Source organism: Deltaproteobacteria bacterium (assembly GCA_026388415.1).
GTDB lineage: Bacteria > Desulfobacterota > Syntrophia > Syntrophales > JACQWR01 > JAPLJV01.
In genome coordinates, this window is sequence record JAPLJV010000023.1 from 38,477 (window position 1) to 59,502 (window position 21,026).

Sequence of the window (21,026 nt, forward strand, 5' to 3'; positions counted from 1 at the left end):
CGCTTCAATTGCTGTAATCTATATGCTCAAGCAGATCCGTCCGTCCGACAAGCTCTTTGACACTTTTCATGCCGAACTTCTGGAGGATCTCGACCAGCTGGACATTCCATGCATGGTACATATTGGTCAGACGCTGTGTCGCCCATTCCTCGCCGAACAGGTCTGCCAGTTCGGAGTCCGTCGAGGCGATACCCCGGGCGCAGCCTCGTCCCGATTCACAATTGCCGCAGCGGACACATTCCAGGGAGACCAACTCCGCCGTACCGATGACAGCCCCGTCGGCGCCAAGGCAGATCGCTTTGGCCAGGTCATGGGCGGTCCGGATGCCGCCGGAGGCGATGAGCGTCACGGCATCCCGGACGCCCTCATCCTTCAGGAAACCATGAACCTTGACGATGGCGTACTCGATGGGCATGGCAATGTTCTTCTTGGCAATATCCGGGGCGGCGCCGGTGCCGCCGTAACCGCCGTCAATGTGGATAATATGCGCGCCGGCATAGTATGAACCGACGGCAACCATGTCCACGTCATTGGGTGTGGAAACCTTAACGGAAACCAGGGCCTGCGGATTCATCTCCTTTATCCAGTCAATGTGCTTCTTATGATCTTCGATGGAATAGACAGAGTGAAACGGGAAGGGCGAAAACAGGGATGTGCCTTCGACGGCCTCGCGCATTCGGGCAACACTTTCCGTATTTTTCTCTCCGAGAAGGTGTCCGCCGAGGCCTGGTTTTGCGCCCTGGGCGTATTTAAACTCGATGATTTTTACCCGCTGGACGCTTTCCTCGCTCACACCGAACAGACCGGTGGCGATCTGGGTGATCACGTGGTCATCATAAGGTTTGAGCATCTCCGGGTAGCCGCCTTCACCGGTGCAGGTAAAGGTATTCCATATCGCCGCATTCCGCGCCTTGGAAACCATGGTGGTGAGGCTGACGGATCCGAAGGACATGCCGCCGCCATAGACCGGGGTTGAGATGAATACAGCGGCCCGTCCGTCATTTCTCCGGTTCAGTTCAATGGCCGTGGAGATTTCAGACTTGTCAACCTGCGGCGGATGGGTGGGAAATTTGAACCGTAGCTTGTCAAAGCCGCCGCCGGAATTGCCCACATTATATTCGAGGTCCGTTCGCTTTGGCGGATAACCCGTCTCGGCCATGATCCATGTCCCGGTGATAATGTCCGCTGTCCAGCGAAAATCTCCCAGCGTGTCATACATGGGATTGAGAGACAGACTCAACGCCTGGCGCGGGCATTTGGCAAGGCAGCAGAAATCCTCACTCTGACACTCAAAGCCGATGCATTTGTAGTCTATGGGCGGGTTTACCTTGTTGTGCCCCTCAACCCTTTCATGGACGCCGTATGGGCATGTCTTGGCACACGTACCGCAGTTGATGCAGGCATCCGACCGGGTGATCTTGTACTTCGGCACCTGGTGCTTGAATCGCGAAGGCATCTTTCTGATTATTACCGTTGATGGTTTCATACGCTCGCTGCTTCTCTTTTTTTAAATAGTTTTCCAAAGGTGTCTTTGTCAATTTCATCAAAGAAGATTGCCCGGCCCGTTTCACCCCGCAGACGACGGGCTTCACGGATACCCATGGCGCCCATCACCTCAAGGAGCTGCGAATGCCACGCGCCCATGAGGTTTATGATTCTCTGGGTGACGATTTCCACCGGGATTTTTTCCAATCCTGCCGGGAGAACCAGCAGCTTTTCCGGCTCTTCGTATAACCGGGCGCCGATGGCAATGAGCAGTGGCAAGTCTATGGCCGTTAAGTCGGCACCACAGAGCATGGCCTTGGGGACATGTTCCGCCATGGCGATACCGCCGGAGAAGATAAGGGTGACCTCGTCGCGAATCCGTTCATCAATAAGCCGCAGGTGGACGGCCCGGATTATGTCAGTTATCAGTCTCGGACTTGGGGAGGGAGGGCCGTTGACTTCCAGGCCGCGGTAGTCGGCAACGACGTGGATAATCTCCGCGCCGCTGTGCGCAAGCTTGGCAACTATGGTCTCCACGTCTTTCACTGCCGGAATTCTAATGATTGTCAGGGCGCTGCTGATGCTCTTAATTTTGTCTTTCACGACCGGGAAATTGTTCAGAAGTTCACCGTCATACTCGACGGCCACAAACCGCGCTTTTTTGAGTAAGGCCTGGTGTTGGGCGATTTCTTTATGATTTATGCAGGGGATGATGTTGGGGGTGTATTTTTCAACATCCGGTGTTATACTGGCAGTCGGCATGATGATGCACGTGTTGATCGCCGCCGCCGCCTTGATTAGGGCAAGCTTGACATTCCCGCTCAGGCTATCCGCCGGGATATCAAAGAGAATGGGAATGGGAAGATCAACCGTGTCGTGAATCGGCGATAATAACTGCCCGTTGGCATCAAAGGCCAGATGATTGAGTTTTCTGCCCAGTTCAACAGAGGTACTGATATACTCCCGTCCGTGGATTCCGTCCCGGGTCGGGCGGACGATTTCAGACATGTCCGTCCACATGCTATCGAACCCCGTTCCGGTAAACGGTCCCCTGTATCCGGCGCCGGTAACCGGCACCTTTCCGTCCTCTGCCTGCTTCCAGAGGGTGATGAACATATCAGGCTTCCAGTAAGAACCGCCGATATCCATAAAGTTGCGTTCCAGCGATTTCTCCAGGGCTCCCCGGGGGCACTCCTGGATGCACCGGAAGCAGTTTCTGCATAACACCGTGTTCGGGTCCGCCATCTTGCGCGGATCGCCTTTCTGCCGTTCATGTGCTTCATAAATGCATACTTTGGCGCACTTACCGCAGTTAATGCAGTTTTCACCCCGCACAATCTTGAACTTGAATATGTACTCCAGATCAAGGGGCGTCGTTTTCGCGTGAATGTGATATTTCTTCGGCATAGTCGCTATTCATCTTTATTAGTAGGCCGCGTGCCCCCACGCGGCGTAGCCAAGGGTGCTGTTTTAGTTATTCCGTTCCACCATGTCCCAGTATTCCCTGCTGTCGTCAACCTGCTGCAGGAATTCCGTAATCTGAGCTTCCGGACGGCCGAACTTGTCTTCAATCCTTTTTTCCAGCGCATCCCAGAACATCATGAGTTCGAGATTGGTCTGGCATATCTCCTCACAGGCCTTGCAGTGCATGCACATAAAAGCGTTTGCTGCTTCTTCCCGTGTCACTTCTTTGCCGGTAATGAGTTTCTTGGCCAGCGCTATCTTCCCTTTTGCAGTTACCCCTTCATCTTTCGTGATAAGATAGGCGGGGCATACGGCCATGCAGTTTCCGCACTTGGCGCAGGCATGGATGCTTAGCTCGAAATCGAGGCTGGCGATTTTTTCATCCTTTCCAAGGAGCGATGTGGCCACCTTACCGATGATCGGTGACAGCAGCGTCATGATATTCATAGAAAAGCCAAAAACAGCCGGATGGAAGACAAGGGCGGAGAATCCCGTTGAATTAACACCGAAGAATTTCCCCGGATTCAGGATATTGTTCGGATCTACCTTGGCCTTGTATGCCTTAAGCTCACGCTGTTTTTCACCGCTGTATAGGGCATTGATAAAAGCGGCATTCCAGAGGCCAAGTCCATAGGGCTCGGCGCCCAATGTAACAGCCGTCTTGGTAAGCATGGAAACCAGGGGCATATTGATATAATATTTTATATTCCTGGAGTCGCAAAGGAAGGTGGCCATGATGAGTGCCTGTTTCTCGTCGAGGATATAAGAGTCTATGCATATTTCAACGCCGAAACGGATGCCCAGTATCTTTGCTTTTTCAATAAAGGCGGGGGCGGCTGTAATCGGGATAATAATTTCGCTTGCCAGGATGGTCGGTCCCAGTCGCTTTGTCTTCATCCCGAACAGGCGCTCGTTCCACAGGTAACTTGCGGCATAACGCGGCGCTTCTTCAATGTTGCCAGTCTGTGACATGAATTTCACAAAACACTCTTCATCTTTGGCGCTGCCGAACTCCATGAAAACGCCGGCGCTCTTCCTGAATATGCCGGCCCGCATGACTGCGTTTGTGTCCTGCAGATGATTTGCATCCAAAAACCGGATGACGTTGGGGTTGAGGTTCTCTGAGATTCTGCTTTTTACGAACCGGGCGATGAACGCGAAAGCCTCACTGTCGCCATGGAAATACAGAAGATGGGCGTATGACGCCTCGGGCATATCACGAAGTTTGAGGGTGGCCTCAACCACGATGCCAAACTCCTCCTCGGTGGATACAAAAAAGGCGAAATCAGGGTCGGAAGGGGATAACATTTTAAGTTCGCCGACGCCTGTGATAACCTTCAGGGACACGATCTGCTTTGATAAGTGGCCGTATTTGAAGCTGTTAATCCCGTAGCCGCCCGTCGAAATCCAACCGGCAACCGTGGAAAACTTGCTTGAGGGGTAGGTCATCAGACACAGGCCCTCTTTCTTGGCCATGATATCAATATCGCTCCACCGGGCGCCCGCTTCAACGGTGACGGTCTTGGCTGCGGTGTTGAGCTCCAGGATTTTCCGGAAAGGAGACAGGTCAATGACGATCCCGGCATTGGTCGGGATGACGCCGCCGAAGCCCCACGATGCGGCGCCTCTCGGTATCACGGGGATTTTCCAGTCATTGGCAAACGCCAGGACCTTTTTTATCTCGTCCGCGTTTTTAGGCTGAATGATAAAATCGGGTTGTGTTTTAAAAAATGCTTTGGTCATGATATCGGGAACATCACCAATATCATGGCTGTACATCTCTCTTTCAGCCATTTTGCCGAGTATTTTTATATCGCCCGCGATCTTTCTGAATTCATCTACTGACTGCATGTGTTATACTTCTCTTCAGTTCTTTATAAGTAATTGCTTTTGACGGGCCGGAGTATAGGGGGACTGTTTTTATTTGTCAATCCATATTTGGATCCATATTTGGATGAAATTCAAATTCGACGAAAACTTCGGCAGACGAACGCAGCATATTTTTCAAATTGCCGGTCATGATGTTAAAAAATCCACCACCACGCCTCCATAAATCTCTGCCATTTAATCAGCGATTTGTCGCTGGTTGAATAGCAGAAGCTGCCCAGAGCGGCCGAGCATGATAAGGCTTGACACATGGAAAAATTTTCGCTATCGTCGCGAAAACTCGTGGAAGCTAAAATTTGCCCAAGCCGTTTTGTAACCTGTTGCAATAATTAGGCGATAATTGTGGAAAAGGCCCATTTTCGACTTTAACGAGGCTATCATATTTGATAAATGAAAGGGGGGATGGCAAGAAAATAAACGTATTGTTGTAAAAAATCATAACTAGATTGTTTAATTAAGGCGGCGTAGGTAAGGTTTCATGTAACCCGGACTGAGGTAGTTCCAGATGTTAGAAACACTAGGTTTGTGGACTTTTCTCATTCCTATCCGGCATGGACGCCGCTATTTGAATGGTCGTGGGTCTTCAATCTGGTCAATGGTCACATCTACGGTTGCAATGAGGCGTGGATTCCCGATACGAGGTCTTCCGACTGGAGGGAGATTGATGGTATGGCTGTGTGTGTAGCTACACCGGTTCCCACCAAGGAAGAGCGTGATTTCAGGTATGCGAAATTTTACGATCGCACCAAGAACGATTTCGAACCGAATTACGACAAATACTGGGAGAAGAGTAAAAGCGAGATGCTCGGCCGTTATGACACGCTGAAGGATTTTGATTATGATAAAGCGACGTTCTACGAGCTGTACAAACAGTTTAATTTTGCTATCGAGACGCATAAGAGGATGTGGGAAGACCATTTCTTATTTATGTATGCGCTATATGGGGCATACTGGTATTTTGAGGACCTCTGCAAGCAGTACGTTGGGATTAAGGAAACGTCAACGGATTGGCACCGGCTGATCCGAGGGTTTGATAATATGCTTTTCCGGCAGGACAAGGTCATGTGGGAACTCCGGAATAAGGCGATCGAGTATGGGATTGACAACATCATCTTCAACAACCCGTCGGCAAAGGTGGTTGAGGAGCTGAACAAGACACCCCAGGGTAAAAAGTGGGTTGATGTAGATCTCTACCATTTTATGCATGAGCTGGGCTACGGCTGGCGTATGATCCGTATGATGGAGTTTGTAGAACCGACGTGGTGGGAAGCGCCGGAAAACGCTATCCTGCATGTGAAGCAGTACCTGTTGGAAGACAGGGTTATTAAGCCGTTCCCGCTGGATGCTATACGAGAGCGTCTTGCTAAAGACAGAGCGGTAGTGGAGAAGGAGATTGTGGCGAAGGCTGAGGCCGCTGGATGCAAGGATATGGAATGGTTCAAGTCCCTCATGAGACTTTCTCAGAGGACGAGCTCCTTCAGCGAGGGCCATGACTTCCTGTATGAACACAGATGCTTCTCGGCATTCAGATTTGCCATGCTGAAGATTGGCGAGCGTCTTGCCAAGGTTGGGACAATTGATAATGCAGATGACATCTTCTTCTTCATCCCGGAAGAGCTTCAGACCATGATTGCTATGCCCGAGAACTACCAGAGCGGATTCATCGCCAGGGATAGGAGGGCAGAGTGGACTGCCAATAAGGAATACCTGACGCGCCCACCGATAATGCCGAGAGATCCCAACATGACGCCCCCCGAGGCAGGCGCCTTTATGGTAGCAGCTAAAGATCCGATCATCGCGAAGATCACGATTGGTGAATTCATACAGCCGGATACGTCGTTGGGTGCGCTCTGCTATGGTAACCCTGGAAGCCCCGGCGTGGCCGAGGGACCTGCGTGTATCGTTATTACCTCTGCCGACCTGAAGAAGCTGAGAGTTGGGGACATCATGGTTTGTCCATCGTCCCAGTCATCATACACACCGGTATTCCCGTTGCTTAAGGGTGTCGTATGCAATGGCGGAGGCAGTCTGTCCCATGGTCCGATTGTCGGAAGGGAATGGGACATCCCTGTGGTAGCGAACTGTATCACTGGAACGCAGTTGATCAAGGACGGAGACATGATCAGGATCGACGGAACCAGGGGATTAGTATTTAAGTTGTAAAAGGTTTTCCGAGAGGCACGAATGCCCGGACTTATCGCGTCCGGGCATTCGTACTCCGAGGTAGCATAACTAACGTTAATAACCCCTAAGCCTGGCGCGATTACCGCGTGTCTCCTGCAGATGAGAGTAACAGGGCGAAATATCTCTGCAACGGTGAAAGAAGATATCAAATATGTTCAACAAGCTGTTAATTGATGTGACGGAAAAAATTCTGGCCGATGATAGTTTCCGGATTTCCTATGAAGATGCCTGCCGTCTGGCCGCCCTGCCGGAAGATGAAACAACCGACCTCATCATGTGCGCCAACAAGGTTCGTCATAAATTCAAACAAAACCACATTGTAAACTGTTCCATCACCAACGCCAAGTCGGGCTGCTGTACGGAGGACTGCGCCTTCTGCGCGCAATCAGCCTATCATGAAACGGATATCGCCTCCCATGACCTGCTCAGTGCAGAGCGGCTGGTGGAAGATGCTGTCAGTCTCTACGAAAGCGGCGCCACGGAATTTTCCATGGTCACCAGCGGTTATATGCTGACGGATGCAGAGATGGCCACGATCGGGCGGGCAGCGAACCAGATCAGGAAGCAAACCGACCTGGCGATCTGTTCCTCCCTGGGAGTTCTGACGGAGTCGCGGGCCGCGCAGCTCAAGGAAAGCGGCGTCTCCGCCTACCATCACAATTTGGAAACCGCCCGGAGTTTTTTTGACCAGGTCTGCACGACCCACCCCTACGAAGACGATGTGGAGACGGTAAAAATAGCCAAGGCGGCGGGGCTCAAGACGTGCTGCGGCGGTATTCTGGGGCTGGGCGAGAGCTGGGAACAGCGGGTGGAACTGGCCATTACCTTGCGGGATCTGGACGTGGATTCGATTCCCATCAACTTTCTCAATCCCATTGCCGGCACCCGGATGGCCGGTCGGCCGCTCTTGTCACCCATGGAAGCGCTCAAATGTATTGCCCTTTTCCGCCTGATCAATCCCCGGAAGGATATTACGATCTGTGGCGGCCGCGAGATCACCCTGCGCGACCTGCAGTCCTGGATATTTGCGGCGGGCGCCAACGGCATGCTCGTCGGCAATTATCTGACTACTCAGGGCAGAGATATCAAGGCCGACATGGCAATGATTAAGGACTTGGGGTTTACTGCCGTGGAGGGAGTTTCAGTACGGACACCACGGCAACACTAAACCGGGCGCTGGCCAACGACGATCATCGTTACCTCTGGCATCCCTTTACCCAGATGCAGGATTATGCTCAGGAAGAGCCGCTTATCATCGAATCCGGCCGCGGTTGTACGCTCAAGGACATTGGGGGGAAAGAATATCTCGACGGCGTCTCTTCCCTCTGGACCAACGTCCACGGTCACCGCAAGGCAGAAATAGACGCGGCGATTACGGAACAACTCGGGAAAATTGCCCATTCGACCCTGCTGGGCCTCTCCAATGTGCCGGCTATCAGGTGTGCCAAAAAGCTGGTGGCCATCGCCCCGGAGGGTTTAACCAGGGTTTTTTATTCCGACAGCGGCTCCACCGCCGTGGAAGTTGCCCTCAAGATGGCCTTCCAGTACCAGCGACAGGCGCGGGAGGGGAGCCCGCAGCGCACGCAATTCATCTCCCTGACCAATGCCTATCACGGCGATACGATCGGTTCTGTAAGTCTGGGCGGCATTGATCTTTTTCATGCCACTTACCGGCAGCTTCTTTTTACCTCCCTCAAGGCTGCATCGCCTTACTGTTATCGCTGCAGCTTCGGTCAGACCTACCCGGACTGCGGACTGGCCTGTCTGCGTCAGGTGGAAGCGCTTATGGAGGAGCATGCACCCGAGGTGGCGGCTCTCGTGATCGAACCCCTGGTGCAGGGGGCGGCCGGCATGATCGTCCAGCCACCGGGTTATTTAAAGAGAGTGCGGGAACTCTGCACGCAGCACAACATCATCATGATTGCCGATGAGGTGGCGGTTGGTTTCGGTCGAACAGGCCGGATGTTCGCCTGCGAGCATGAGGATGTGCGACCCGATATCATGGCTGTGGCCAAGGGCATCACGGGCGGTTATCTACCGCTGGCGGCCACGCTGACCACGGAAAAGATATATGAGGGTTTTCTGGGTCGCTATGAGGAATTCAAGACACTCTTTCATGGACATACCTATACGGGCAATCCGCTGGCCTGTGCGGCGGCCATCGCCAATATGGAAATTTTTGCCGCTGAAGGCACGCTTGATAAATTGGCGGGTAAGATTGTCCATTTGCAGAAACGATTGGGAGCAATAAGTTTACTGAGGCATGTAGGCGAGATACGGCAGCGGGGATTCATGGTCGGCATCGAGCTCGTGCCTGATAGAGATAGCAGGGCAGAGTTCCCGCCGGAGGCAAAAATCGGCCACAGAGTCATATTGGCGGCCAGAAGGCGCGGTCTGATCATCCGGCCGCTCGGAAACGTGATTGTCCTCATGCCGCCGCTAAGCATAACCAAGGAAGAGCTGGACCGGCTTTGCGATATCACGAGCGCCTCGATCCGGGAAGTTACTGATGGAGTGCGGGGCTAAATCCTATGTCCATCAAGGGCACTTTTTTCTTTGATCCTCAAGACCGGATTTATGAGGATCATTTTCCGGGCCGGGCCGTAGTGCCGGGAAGCCTGATTGTCCAGGCCTTCCTGGAGGCGGGGAAGGCGATTGGATTCAGCAGTGCCGGGGGGGGGATGGAAAATTTCCGTTTTAAGGAATTTGTCGCCCCCGGAACGTATGCCTTCTCGATAGAGGATATTGAAAAGGGTTGGCAATGTCGCCTTTACCATGAAGGAATAACGGTGGTGTCCGGTCTTTTGCTGCCGGCAGTGTGAATAAATGGATATCTTTACGGAAATTAAAAAAATCCTCATGGAAATTCTCGATCTGGAAGGCCAGACGGTAACGCCGGAGAGTCTCTTGATGCAGGAACTCGGTGTCGAGTCAATTGACCTTCTGGAACTGGCTGCGGCCTTGAACGCCAGATTCAAGATCGAGGTCCGCGAAGAGGATATCTTTCTTCAAGACATCGGGACCCGGTTAGGAGAATCCTATCCCTTCCTGACGGGACAGCGTTTAAGGGAAATTGCGGCCGATCATAACGACGGTCCGGCGGTCAAGGTAAAAGACCTGGTGAGTTACGTGGCCTGGCAGCAAAAGGAGGCAGAGAATCATGTCCATCCTTGATCAACTTTTGATCGAACGCCGGAGTATCAGAAAATATCAAACCGAAACGCCACCGGAAGCATGGCTGGAACAGATGCTCCGCCTGGCCGCGATGACGCCGTCTTCGAGTAATCGTCAGCCCGTTCGGCTCATGAGGATCGCTTCCCCGAACATCAAGGCATCCCTGCAGAAGGCCATGGAGGCGGGACACGAGCGATTTTTGCAACTGGCCGCCAAGGCCGAAAACCCTAAAAATCTGCGCAACTGGATCAACACCTACTACCGCTATTCCGCTTTCATGTTCGGCGCCCCCTGGCTTTTGGCCATAGGCACTATCGCCGCCCCGGCGGGTTTTACCCGCATTCTGGCCGAGGCGGGTGTAGCTGCTACCGATAATCGCTGGGAAACAGACGCCGATATCGCCCTCGGTATGGTCCTGCAGGCCGTCATCCTGAAAGGGCAGGAGCTGGGCATCGCTTCCTGTGTTCTGACGGCGCCGCTGGCCTTCATCGCCGGAGTGGAAAATATTCTCGGTGTCGAGGATGTGAAAATTAAATGCTTCCTTACCTTGGGTTTTGCCGATGAAAAGCCCCCCACGCCGCCTAAAAAAGATCTTCCGCAGCTTTACCGTGTCCTATGAAAAAAGACGAGATCAGGCCGAGAGAAGCATGTCCTGAGCAACATCGAAGGGTGGTTATTACTGCAATGGGTCTGATCTGCGCCTTGGGTTCCACGCCCGAGGAGATCATGGCCGGGTTTAAATCAGGGCGTACCACCTTCTGCCGACCGGACTTTGATGAAAACGTCGTCACGGCCCCGGTAAGAGGATTCGACCTGCGGGATTTTACGGGTTCCTGCAAAGAAAGGCGCTACCTGAATCGTGGCGCCCAGTTCTCTGGTGCCGCTGCCGTTGCTGCCCGGCAAGCAGGCGGCCTCGATACGGAGACGGCCGCCCGCGCCGGTCTCTTTGTCGGCGCCGGACCGAATCTGGATGTGGGCGGTGAATTTAGCCGCATTGACAACGGAGTCATTGACGAGGAAGACCTCATGGCCCTCTGGATATTGAGGTTTCTGCCCAATACGGCCGCTTCCACGATTTCCCTGTTGATCGGTGCGCATGGTGAAAACCTGACCGTCGCCACGGCCTGTACGGCCACGCTCCAGGCCATAGGGGAGGCCTTCCGGAAGATCAGGGATGGGCATCTGGATCTGGCCTTTGCCGGCGGCGGCGATTCGCGGATGAACAAGGGAAGCATCCTGGCGTACAAGAAGGCCAAGGCCATTTTTGTGGGTGAGGGCGATCCAACTCGGGCCAGCCGTCCTTTTGACCAGGATAGAAAAGGCTTTGTTCCGGGTGAGGGCGGCGCTTTTTTTCTGCTTGAGGAACGGGAGCATGCTAAGCGCCGCGGCGCCAAAATCTACGGCGAGGTTCGCGGGTTTGGAACTTCTTTGGATGGACACAGCCTGACGGCCCCCGATCCGTCCGGCCGGTGGCAGGAAGCAGCCGTACGGGCGGCCTTGAAAGAAGCAGGACTGACGCCGGCGGAGATCGGCCTCGTGGCTGCGCACGGCACGGGTACGATTCTTAACGATGCCATGGAAGCGAAGCTCCTGGCCCGCATTTACGGTGGCCAGACACCGACCGTGATTGCCTTGAAGTCATGGATCGGCCATCTTTCCGTAGCTTGCGGCGCCGTAGAACTGGCCCTCTGCCTCATCTTGATGCAAAACGGCTATCTGCCGGAGATCCGGAACCTGACTAATCCCTGCCAGACCGGTATAAACTTCGTCACCGAAAGTAAGACCGCCTCGCCGGGGACGGTCCTGCTGGAAAATTTCGGCTTCGGCGGCCAGAATTGTGCGCTGATTGTGCAGGCACAGCGCGCAACTTAAAAAAGGTTAAGCGTGGGAGAAAAGCAGGTTATTAAAATAAATTCGGGACTTCCGGATTTTTTGCTTCTTGATGCCATTACGAGCGTGGAGGAAAACACCATTGTCGGCGCCCGGGAATTCTACCAGGATTTCCCCTGGTTGGGGATCGAATCCCTGGCCCAGTTGGGCGCCTTCCATGTGCGTGAGCGCACGAATTTTCAAAAACATGCCTTCTTATTAAAAATAAACCGCTTTCTTCTGCCACCATCAGTGACCCTGCAGGGGGGCTATATTCTTCAGGGTACACTCGTCAGCCGCAGCAGGGCGGCCTTTGTTTACGAGTTGCAGGCGATAAAGGGGAAGATGCTTGAGTTTAGCGGCAATTTCCTATATGCAGCGGTGGACTATGATGATACATTTACCGAGTCAAGGCTGCGTAATCATTACCTGAGGATATTCAGATGTTTGCAGAACGCTACGGGGAACGGCTCCGGCGCCGGCAAGAGGGCGGGCTCCTCCGCACCCCTCCTTTAATTGCCGGCAGAGAGGGGAAATACCTCCTGATCGGTGGCCGCCGGGTGCTGAATTTTTCCTCCAATGACTATTTGGGGCTCGGTGTTTCCGCGCCGCTGCGCCAACAGGTAGCCAGGAATTTTCAGAAATACGGGACATCGTCATCCTCCTCGCGGCTGGTTGCCGGCAACCTCGCGACCATCGTCCGTGCCGAAGAGGCCTATGCGCGCTACTTTGGTTATGAGGCCGCGCTTTTTTTCCCGAGCGGTTACCAGGCCAATGTCGGCCTCATCTCGACGCTTTTTGCCAAGGGCGACGTAGTGCTTTTCGACAAACACCTGCACGCCAGCAGCGTCAAGGGGATGGCCTTAAGCGGCGCGGACTGTCATGGTTACAACCACAACTCCATGTCCCACCTACGCAAGCGGCTGGCAGGCGCCAGGCAGGAACAGGCGGCCGTTCTGACGGAGTCGCTCTTCAGCATGGACGGTGATTTCCTCGCTATCCAGGGATTCGACAGTCTCAAAAAAGAGTTCGGCTTTTTCAGCGTTGTTGACGAGGCCCATGCCTTCGGTGTCTTGGGCGAACAGGGCCGCGGCCTGGCCCGGTCGGTGGCGGATATCGCCGTGGGAACATTCGGCAAGGCCCTGGGGCTCTTCGGCGCCTTTGTCCTCTTGCCGGCGCTCTTGAAGGAATATCTGGGTAATTATTCTTCGCCCCTCATCTACAGCACCGCCCTGCCGGAAGCCCACGCCGCCTCGGCCTTAGACATCCTGGCGACCTTAGCGGCTGCCGATAAAGAGCGAGATCACCTGCGGGAAATAAGCGGCCTCATGAAGTCTGCCCTGCTGGCCGATGGTCTCCATGCGACAGGCGACGCCCATATTATTGCCTGGGAAATCGGGGATGAAAAGCGTGCCGTCGCCATGTCACAGCAACTGCTGGCCCGGGATATCTTCGCCTTTGCCGCCCGTTATCCTACGGTGCCGCTGGGCCGGGCGGTGCTGCGCCTCGGGATGACTGCTCTGCATACGGAGGAGGACGTCACAATTTTTATCAATGCAGTAAGGGACATAAGCAGACATGAGGTCGGACCAAAGGTTGGAGAAAATGCCGGAAACAAAATCGGAGAAAATCGCTGACATCTACATAGTCGGCACGGATACGGGCGTGGGGAAAACGGTGCTTTCTTTGCTTTTGATGCAGTTTTTTGAGGCCCGCAGCTATCGGCCCTTTTACCTGAAACCCCTGCAAACGGGCTGTCAGGATGCCTATGACCAGGACAGCGATGCGGCCTTCGTTTACCGGCATGTGACTTCTTTGATAAATCAGGACCCGGCGGACTCGGTCATTTACTGTTTCCGGAATCCCAAGGCACCGTTCTTTGCCGCCCGTGACGAAGGCCAGGAAATTGACCTGCGGCGCATTGATGAGATCGTGGCCGGGAAGCGACATCGCCATAATCCATTGATTCTGGAAGCAGCAGGAGGTCTCCTGGTGCCGGTCACAGAAGAAACACTGATGGTGGATATCATCAAGACAAGCGGCGCCCGGGTGTTGCTTGCCGCCCGGGCCGGCCTCGGAACGATCAACCATACCTTGCTTTCCGTGGAGGCCCTGCGCGCCAGGGACGTGGAGCCGGCGGGGATTGTGTTCCTCGATGCTGTCGGTACGCGTGAGGACATGATTGCCGAAAATATGGAAGCGGTGCAGCGATACTCCGGGATTGCCGTGGCCGGTGTGATTGGGAAAGTGCATGATTTCAACCATCCGTCCGAGGAATGTTTTAGTATCCTGAAATTTCTTCTCCAGACGAAAGGAATATCATTTACGTGACGGGAAGAAGAATTATCAGGGGCCTCGATCTCTGCAATTTTTTCTGGCAAAGAAAAGTCTTCAGGCGAAAAATTCCGCTTTTGGCCAGTTTCAAGTTGACCTACCGGTGCAACATAAACTGCCAAGCCTGCCCTTTCCACCTGCGAGCCCAGGATGCCGATTCCCACATTACATGGGAACAGGCGCTGGCTGCCCTCGCTATTCTCAAGGAGAGAGGCACGCGCATCGTCGTTTTCGAAGGAGGCGAACCCCTGCTCTGGAGCGATGGCGGGCATACCCTGAATGAGCTCGTCCTTTACGCGAAACAGCGTTTCTCCACCGTGGCCGTCACGACCAACGGCACCCTGCCCCTTGATGTCCCGGCCGACATTCTGTGGATCAGTCTGGACGGTCCACCGGCAATCCAGAACCGTCTGCGCAGCGATTCCTTTGCCCGGGTCTGGCAAAATCTGAAAACGGCGCACCATCCCGGGATTTTTATCCATTTCACGCTGAACAGTGAAAACTGGCGGGACCTGGAGGAACTGCTGGTTATGCTGGCTGAGTTGCCGATTGTCCGGGGCGTAACCGTGCAGCTCTTCTATCCTTACGGGCAGGGGGAGGCGCCTCTCAGTCTCCCGCCGGCAGACCGTCGTGCCGCCCTGCAAAACGTCCTGCGGCTTAAAAGCAAGTACCCGATCCTGAATTCCCGTCGCAGTCTGCAGGCGATGATCGCCAACGACTGGCGCTGCCATGACGATATCCTCATCAATGTGGACCCGGACGGCAAGATTACCAGGGGCTGCTATGCCAAGAGTCGCGGCCCCGTCAGTTGCCCCGACTGCGGCTTCACCGCCGTGGCAGAAGCCTCCGGCGCCCTTGACCTGTACCCCGGCTCCCTGCTGGCCGGCTGCCTGGTTTTTCTGTAACGGGATGTACTAGAATCTACTGGTTTCTGAAATAATTAGTATGGTGTCCCCGTATTTCGCTAGTCTTGTCCCTTTGCTTTACCATTTTTCAGACTTTCCATCCACTTATCGCGATATATGTAACTTAAGACCACGAATGCAACGCAGACAATACTTATGACCAACACCGTCTTGTAGTGGTCGTTGCGTGCCAATCCACCGCCGACGGAAAGCATAACCGTGCCCAGTAATCTCCCGATCGTTGAAATTGCGAGAAATTTCCACGTCTTCATGTGGCTCAGGCCCAGAATATAACAGAGGCAGTCTTTGGGAAAACCGGGGATGAGAAAAAGGACAAAGGAAATCATTACCCCCTGATGCTCCAGGATGTAGTCATACTTCCGGATGGTTTCCTGTTTTACAACACGTTCCACCAGTGGCAGGCCAAAGATTCTGGCGATAACAAAGGCCAGCCAGGAACCGATTGTGAGTCCGATAGTGGAGTAGATGGTACCCAGCAGAGGACCGAACAGATAGCCGCCAATAATGCCCGTGAATTCCCCCGGTATGGGAGCCAGGACAACTTGCAGGATTTGCAGGGTAATGAATACAACCTCATCATAGGGATGATAAGAGCGGATTAACGCAATGGCCCGTTCCTTCTGGAGAAAATAGGCGGAGAGATCATAATGGATAAATGCGTAGGTTCCCGTCGCCAGCAAGAGGAGGATCAAGATGAAGTTGATAACAATCTGGCGATCTATCCGGTTTAGCACGGCAATTCTCCTCACTCCCACTCTATCGTGCTCGGCGGTTTGGAGCTGATATCATAGACCACCCGGTTGACGCCGCGCACCTCGTTGATGATACGGTTGGAAATGATGCCGAGCAGCTCCTGCGGCAGCCTCGCCCAGTCGGCCGTCATGGCGTCGTCGCTTGTCACCGCCCGGATGGCAATTATGTACTCATAAGTCCGCTGGTCGCCCATGATGCCCACGCTCTTGAGCGGCAGGAGCACGGCAAAGGCCTGCCAGAGCTTTCGGTATAAATTATGGGCCCGGATTTCTTCCTGGAGAATGGCATCAGCCCGGCGCAGGATAGTCAGGCGGCCGGCAGTTACCTCGCCGATGATGCGGATCGCGAGTCCCGGGCCGGGGAACGGCTGCCGCCAGACGACATCGTCGGGCAGGCCCATCTCTTTGCCCAGCAGCCGCACCTCGTCCTTGAAAAGGTGCTTCAGCGGCTCCAGGAGCTTCAGATTCATTTTCTTCGGCAGTCCGCCTACATTATGATGGGATTTAATCACGGCGCTGGGCCCCCCGAAAGCGGAACGCGATTCAATCAGATCCGGGTAAAGCGTCCCCTGGGCCAGATATTCCATACCTTTGATCCGGCGGGCTTCTTTCTCAAAAACCTGAATGAAGGTATGGCCGATGATCTTTCTTTTTTTCTCCGGATCGGTGGCCCCTTTTAATTTATCCAAAAATATTTTCCGGGCCCGGATAAAACGCAGGTTGATCTGAAAATTTTTCTTGAACACTTCCCGGACCCGTTCCGCCTCGCCCTGGCGCAAGACGCCGTTATCCACGAACACGCAAGTCAGTTGGTCGCCCAGGGCCCGATGGATGAGGAGGGCCGCTACGGACGAATCCACGCCGCCGCTCAAGCCCAAAAGGACGGACTTTTTACCCACTATTGCCCTGATTTCTTTGGTAGTTTCCTTCTCAAACGACTTCATCGTCCATGCTTTGCGACAGTTGCAGACGTCAAAAAGGAAATTTTTCAACATCCGGCTGCCCTCCGCCGTATGGGCGACTTCCGGGTGAAATTGCAGACCATAGAGGCGCTGGGCCTTGTTCTCGGCGGCCGCTACTTTAGTATTGGCAGTGGACGCCGTACTATGAAAGCCAACGGGAAGTTTGCCGATCGAGTCCCCATGGCTCATCCAGCAGCGGGTAGGACTCGCGATATCGCTAAAGATTGCCCCGCCTTCCCGAATCGTCAGCTCGGCAAAACCGTACTCTCTCTTTTCCGAGCGGACGACCTGCCCGCCCAAGGCATCCACCATGAACTGCAGACCGTAGCATATGCCGAGAATCGGGATGCCGAGGGTCAAAATTCCTTTATCCGCCCGGGGACTCCCCTTCTCATAGATGCTGGCCGGTCCTCCCGAAAGGATGATGCCTTCGGGATGCAGTGCTTTTATCCGGTCGGCAGTAATTTCCGGGGGCTCAATCTGGCAGTAAACATGGTGCTCCCGCACCCGCCGGGCAATGAGCTGGTTGTACTGGGAACCGAAATCAACGATCAGGATCACCGGGTTGCTCCTTTCACTCGAAAATACTCCTCAAATCCCCCTTCATCCCCCTTTTCTAAAGGGGGAATTTGTTGTTCCCCTCTTTGGCAAAGAGGGGTTAGGGGAGATTTTCGTTATCGTTTGTGCCGGCGTACCGTCACCGTCATACGCTTTTCACCTGTGTCATCATGGTTATGAATTCATCAAAAAGGTATGTGGCGTCGTGAGGACCAGGCGCCGCCTCCGGATGGTATTGGACGCTGAAGGCCAGCTTTGCCGACGTGCGTAGCCCTTCGGATGTGCTATCGTTCAGATTCTGGTATGTCTGTTCCTGTCCACCGGGCAGCGACTCCGGCAGCACCACAAAACCATGATTTTGTGACGTAATTTCGACGCGTTGGGTGGTTATATTCTTGACGGGTTGATTTATGCCGTGATGACCGAATTTCAGTTTGGCGGTTCTGCCTCCCAAGGCCTGCCCCAGGATCTGATGACCCAGGCAGATCCCGAATACAGGCAGCTTGCCCAAAAGCTGCCGCACCGTCTCGACTATATAAGGCAAGGCCGCCGGATCTCCCGGACCATTGGAAAGGAGAACCCCGTCGGGGTGGTAGGCAGAAACTTCACCCTCCGTCGCGGCGGCCGGCACCACTATAACTTCACAACCCCGGTTATCCAGATGGCGCAGGATATTGTATTTGACTCCACAATCAAGAACAACGACCCGCAGGCGCTCGTCTTTGCTCTGATTTTCAGTGGTTATCGGCTGCGGCGCATCATCCCGCCAGGCATAGGGCGCACGGCAGGTGACGGACTGCACCAGATCTCTGCCCACCAGGCCCGGATATGCTCGCACGCGTTCCAGGAGTTTTCCCACATCGTTGGTTTCCGTGGAGAGGATGCCGCGCATGGCGCCGGCAATGCGGAGGCGGCGGGTCAAGGACCTGGTATCTATACCCTCTATCCCCAGTTTTCCGCGCTCCTCCAGAAAGGCCTTAAGGCTTTTCCGGCTGCGCCAATTACTTGGGAAGTCCTGATATTCCTTAACTATCAGCCCTGATAGATGGACGCCTTCCGACTCCATGTCTTCCTCATTGATCCCGTAATTGCCGATCAGGGGATAAGTCATGGTTACGATCTGTTCCTTGTACGAAGGATCGGTAATGATTTCCTGATAGCCCGTCATGCCCGTATTGAAAACGACTTCGCCGAGAAACTCCCCCTGGCTGGCAAACGCAAACCCGCGGTAAATGCTTCCGTCTTCCAGGACCAGCAGGGCCGGATTTTGTCGTCGCAAGAGCGACATGCTGCCTCCCCAAGAGTGATGTAAGTAGCGAGATATTTGGAACTGTTTTCATTTTGTCATTCCGGACTTGATCCGGAATCCAGAAGGTATTGAAAATACTGGATTCCGGTTTTCACCGGAATGACGATTTATCAGGCTTAAGACAAATTCAAAGTTCTCGTAGCTTGGATAATAGTAATGGCAGGGAAGTTCTATCCCCAAATCTCCTTTTTGTAAAGGGAGATTTAGTAAGTTAGTCCCGGCTCGCAAGCGAGCCGGGACGTAAACTTATTAGTGAGTTAGAATTTGCTGTCCGGTGGAAAGCAAATTCGTTAACACACTTATCCCGCATAGCGGGACTTATCCCGTTTTATCGGGGCTGGGGATAGTGAAGCAATTACAGCATGGGCAGATACCGGTCAATTTCGAACTGGCTGACATGGGTCCGGAAAAGATCCCACTCCACCTTTTTATTTTCAATAAATTTGTTAAAGATGTGATCTCCGAGCGTTTCTTTGACCAATTTGCTCTTGGATACAGCCACCATGGCCTCGTAGAGGCTGCCTGGCAGCGTCGTGATGCCGGCCTTTGCACGGGCCTTCTCGTCCATTTCAAAGATGTCTTCCTCAACCGGTTCGGGCAGGCGATACTTGTTCTTGACGCCTTCCATACCGGCGGCCAGCATGACCGCAAAAGCCAGGTAGGGATTGCAGGCGGGATCCGGGGAACGATACTCGATGCGCGTTGCCTTCTCTTTGCCCGGTTTGTACATGGGAACGCGCACCATGGCCGACCGGTTGCGGCGCGCCCAAGAGACATAAACCGGGGCCTCGTAACCCGGCACCAGCCGTTTGTAGGAGTTGATCCACTGATTACAGATGGCGGTGATTTCCGGGGCATGGGTCATGAGACCCGCAATGTATTGTTTGGCCATATCGGAGAGATGATATTTGTCGGTGCCCTTAAAAAAGGCGTTCTTATTACCCTTGAACAGAGACTGATGGACGTGCATGCCGCTGCCGTTCTGCCCAAAGATGGGTTTGGGCATGAAGGTAGCGTAGACGCCGTTCTGCCGGGCAATTTCCTTGACGACAGTACGATAGGTCATGACCTTGTCGGCCATTTTCAGGGCCTCGTCATAGCGTAAATCAATTTCATGCTGGCTGGGCGCTACCTCATGGTGTGAATACTCGACGCGGATACCCATGTCCTGAAGAGCAAATATGGTCTGGCGGCGCAGGTCGGTGGCGCGATCCACGGGCAGGCCGTCGAAATACCCGCCCCGATCCAGAAATTCAGTGCTTTTGTCATTGGCAAAATAGAAAAATTCCAGTTCCGGCCCCACTAAAAAGGCATAGCCCATATCGCCCACTTTTTTCAGCATGCGCTTCAGGACGTAACGGGGATCGCCCTCGTAGGGAGTGCCGTCGGGATTTTGAATATCGCAGATCATGCGGGCCACCGGACGGTCGGAGGGCCGGTAGGGTATCATTTGAAAGGTCGTGGGGTCGGCCATAGCGATCATGTCGCTCTCTTCAATCCGGCAGAAACCCTGGATGGACGAGCCATCGAAGCCCATGCCCTCCGTCATGCCCTCTTCCAGTTCCGAAGGCGTAATGCTGAATATCTTCTGCACCCCCAGGACATCGGTAAACCAGAACTGCACAAAACTGACATTTTTTTCCTTGACGATTTTCAGAACATCTTCCTTCGTTTTACAATCGAACATATAATACTCCTTTCGTTACACTAAAATATAGGTCATGGAAAAGCTCAAAGGGAGAAGCTCAAAGTTGACGCAACGGGAATCATGCGCGGCTTCTTAGCGCCCGTGGCAATGACGACGGAATCATGCCGCTCTTTTATCTACTGAAATTCCTCCTTTGTCAACCGTTCGTTGGGATGCACGCGCTCGATCTTTTCGCCTACTCCCAGCAATTCATGTGCCAATTCGTCATCCGGAATGCGGCTGCGGGGGAATCAGGGACGCAATCTTGCCGCCGGGGCCCGGCCCATATCACCGATGACCGGGGCAGAGCCGCATCAGTCCAGGGCCTTGATCCCCGTATTGGAGCAGATTCCCGAGAGGAGCGGTATAGAAAAAATCAATATGCAAACGAGCCCGAAAAACAACTGCCAAGATCGTGCCAGTCCCGGAAATTTG

The 21,026-nt window shown here is 53.8% G+C and carries 18 protein-coding genes; 11 read left to right on the top strand and 7 right to left on the bottom strand.

The window, feature by feature from the left end; genetic code table 11:
* Positions 1-4: 4 nt before the first annotated feature.
* From NT140_05450 to NT140_05460, 3 genes are all read right to left on the bottom strand, one after another.
* Positions 5-1,486: a glutamate synthase-related protein gene (locus NT140_05450; protein MCX5831319.1), complete on the bottom strand. Its 1,482-nt coding sequence runs from the start codon at positions 1,484-1,486 to the stop codon at positions 5-7.
* On the bottom strand, positions 1,483-2,892 hold the full coding sequence (locus NT140_05455; GenBank protein MCX5831320.1) for a glutamate synthase-related protein: 1,410 nt from the start codon (positions 2,890-2,892) through the stop codon (positions 1,483-1,485). Before NT140_05455 ends, NT140_05450 begins: the two co-directional genes overlap by 4 nt.
* A 63-nt stretch (positions 2,893-2,955) precedes the next feature.
* Positions 2,956-4,800, bottom strand: a complete 1,845-nt coding sequence (locus NT140_05460; protein ID MCX5831321.1) for an FAD-binding protein — start codon at positions 4,798-4,800, stop codon at positions 2,956-2,958.
* A 705-nt stretch (positions 4,801-5,505) separates the two neighbouring features.
* On the opposite strand from NT140_05460, the gene NT140_05465 reads away from it, so the two are divergent.
* The 11 genes from NT140_05465 to NT140_05515 all read left to right on the top strand — a co-directional run bounded on the left by NT140_05465 (position 5,506) and on the right by NT140_05515 (position 15,302).
* The gene (locus NT140_05465; protein MCX5831322.1) at positions 5,506-6,999 is read left to right on the top strand and encodes a PEP-utilizing enzyme; all 1,494 of its coding nucleotides are present in this window, start codon (positions 5,506-5,508) and stop codon (positions 6,997-6,999) included.
* Between the two features lie 172 nt (positions 7,000-7,171).
* Positions 7,172-8,188, top strand: a complete 1,017-nt coding sequence (gene bioB / locus NT140_05470) for a biotin synthase BioB (GenBank protein ID MCX5831323.1) — start codon at positions 7,172-7,174, stop codon at positions 8,186-8,188.
* Positions 8,189-8,196: 8 nt separating this feature from the next.
* Complete coding sequence (gene bioA / locus NT140_05475; protein ID MCX5831324.1) at positions 8,197-9,546, top strand: adenosylmethionine--8-amino-7-oxononanoate transaminase; 1,350 nt, start codon at positions 8,197-8,199, stop codon at positions 9,544-9,546.
* A 5-nt stretch (positions 9,547-9,551) separates the two neighbouring features.
* On the top strand, positions 9,552-9,842 hold the full coding sequence (locus NT140_05480; protein ID MCX5831325.1) for a hypothetical protein: 291 nt from the start codon (positions 9,552-9,554) through the stop codon (positions 9,840-9,842).
* 4 nt (positions 9,843-9,846) lie between these two features.
* Positions 9,847-10,194, top strand: a complete 348-nt coding sequence (locus NT140_05485) for a phosphopantetheine-binding protein (GenBank protein MCX5831326.1) — start codon at positions 9,847-9,849, stop codon at positions 10,192-10,194.
* Positions 10,181-10,813, top strand: a complete 633-nt coding sequence (locus tag NT140_05490) for a nitroreductase family protein (protein ID MCX5831327.1) — start codon at positions 10,181-10,183, stop codon at positions 10,811-10,813. The genes NT140_05485 and NT140_05490 overlap by 14 nt, the downstream gene beginning before the upstream one ends.
* Positions 10,810-12,066 (top strand): beta-ketoacyl-[acyl-carrier-protein] synthase family protein, encoded by a 1,257-nt coding sequence (locus tag NT140_05495; protein MCX5831328.1) that lies wholly within the window; start codon positions 10,810-10,812, stop codon positions 12,064-12,066. Before NT140_05490 ends, NT140_05495 begins: the two co-directional genes overlap by 4 nt.
* A 12-nt stretch (positions 12,067-12,078) precedes the next feature.
* Positions 12,079-12,579 carry a hypothetical protein gene (locus NT140_05500; GenBank protein MCX5831329.1) on the top strand — a complete coding sequence of 167 codons (501 nt, stop codon included), beginning with the start codon at positions 12,079-12,081 and terminating at the stop codon, positions 12,577-12,579.
* A complete protein-coding gene (locus NT140_05505; protein ID MCX5831330.1) occupies positions 12,507-13,700 on the top strand; it encodes a pyridoxal phosphate-dependent aminotransferase family protein in 1,194 nt (397 codons plus the stop codon). Before NT140_05500 ends, NT140_05505 begins: the two co-directional genes overlap by 73 nt.
* Positions 13,669-14,394, top strand: coding sequence for a dethiobiotin synthase (gene bioD / locus NT140_05510; protein ID MCX5831331.1), 726 nt, complete (start codon positions 13,669-13,671; stop codon positions 14,392-14,394). The genes NT140_05505 and bioD overlap by 32 nt, the downstream gene beginning before the upstream one ends.
* Entirely contained in the window at positions 14,391-15,302 is a 912-nt protein-coding gene (locus NT140_05515; protein ID MCX5831332.1) for a radical SAM protein, read from the top strand. Before bioD ends, NT140_05515 begins: the two co-directional genes overlap by 4 nt.
* A gap of 59 nt (positions 15,303-15,361) precedes the next feature.
* On the opposite strand, the gene NT140_05520 is transcribed toward NT140_05515, so the two are convergent.
* From NT140_05520 to NT140_05535, 4 genes are all read right to left on the bottom strand, one after another.
* The gene (locus NT140_05520; GenBank protein MCX5831333.1) at positions 15,362-16,057 is read right to left on the bottom strand and encodes a TVP38/TMEM64 family protein; all 696 of its coding nucleotides are present in this window, start codon (positions 16,055-16,057) and stop codon (positions 15,362-15,364) included.
* A gap of 11 nt (positions 16,058-16,068) precedes the next feature.
* Entirely contained in the window at positions 16,069-17,598 is a 1,530-nt protein-coding gene (gene guaA / locus NT140_05525; protein MCX5831334.1) for a glutamine-hydrolyzing GMP synthase, read from the bottom strand.
* Between the two features lie 142 nt (positions 17,599-17,740).
* Positions 17,741-18,883, bottom strand: a complete 1,143-nt coding sequence (gene carA, locus NT140_05530) for a glutamine-hydrolyzing carbamoyl-phosphate synthase small subunit (GenBank protein MCX5831335.1) — start codon at positions 18,881-18,883, stop codon at positions 17,741-17,743.
* 376 nt (positions 18,884-19,259) lie between these two features.
* Complete coding sequence (locus tag NT140_05535; protein MCX5831336.1) at positions 19,260-20,591, bottom strand: glutamine synthetase family protein; 1,332 nt, start codon at positions 20,589-20,591, stop codon at positions 19,260-19,262.
* Positions 20,592-21,026 lie beyond the last annotated feature (435 nt).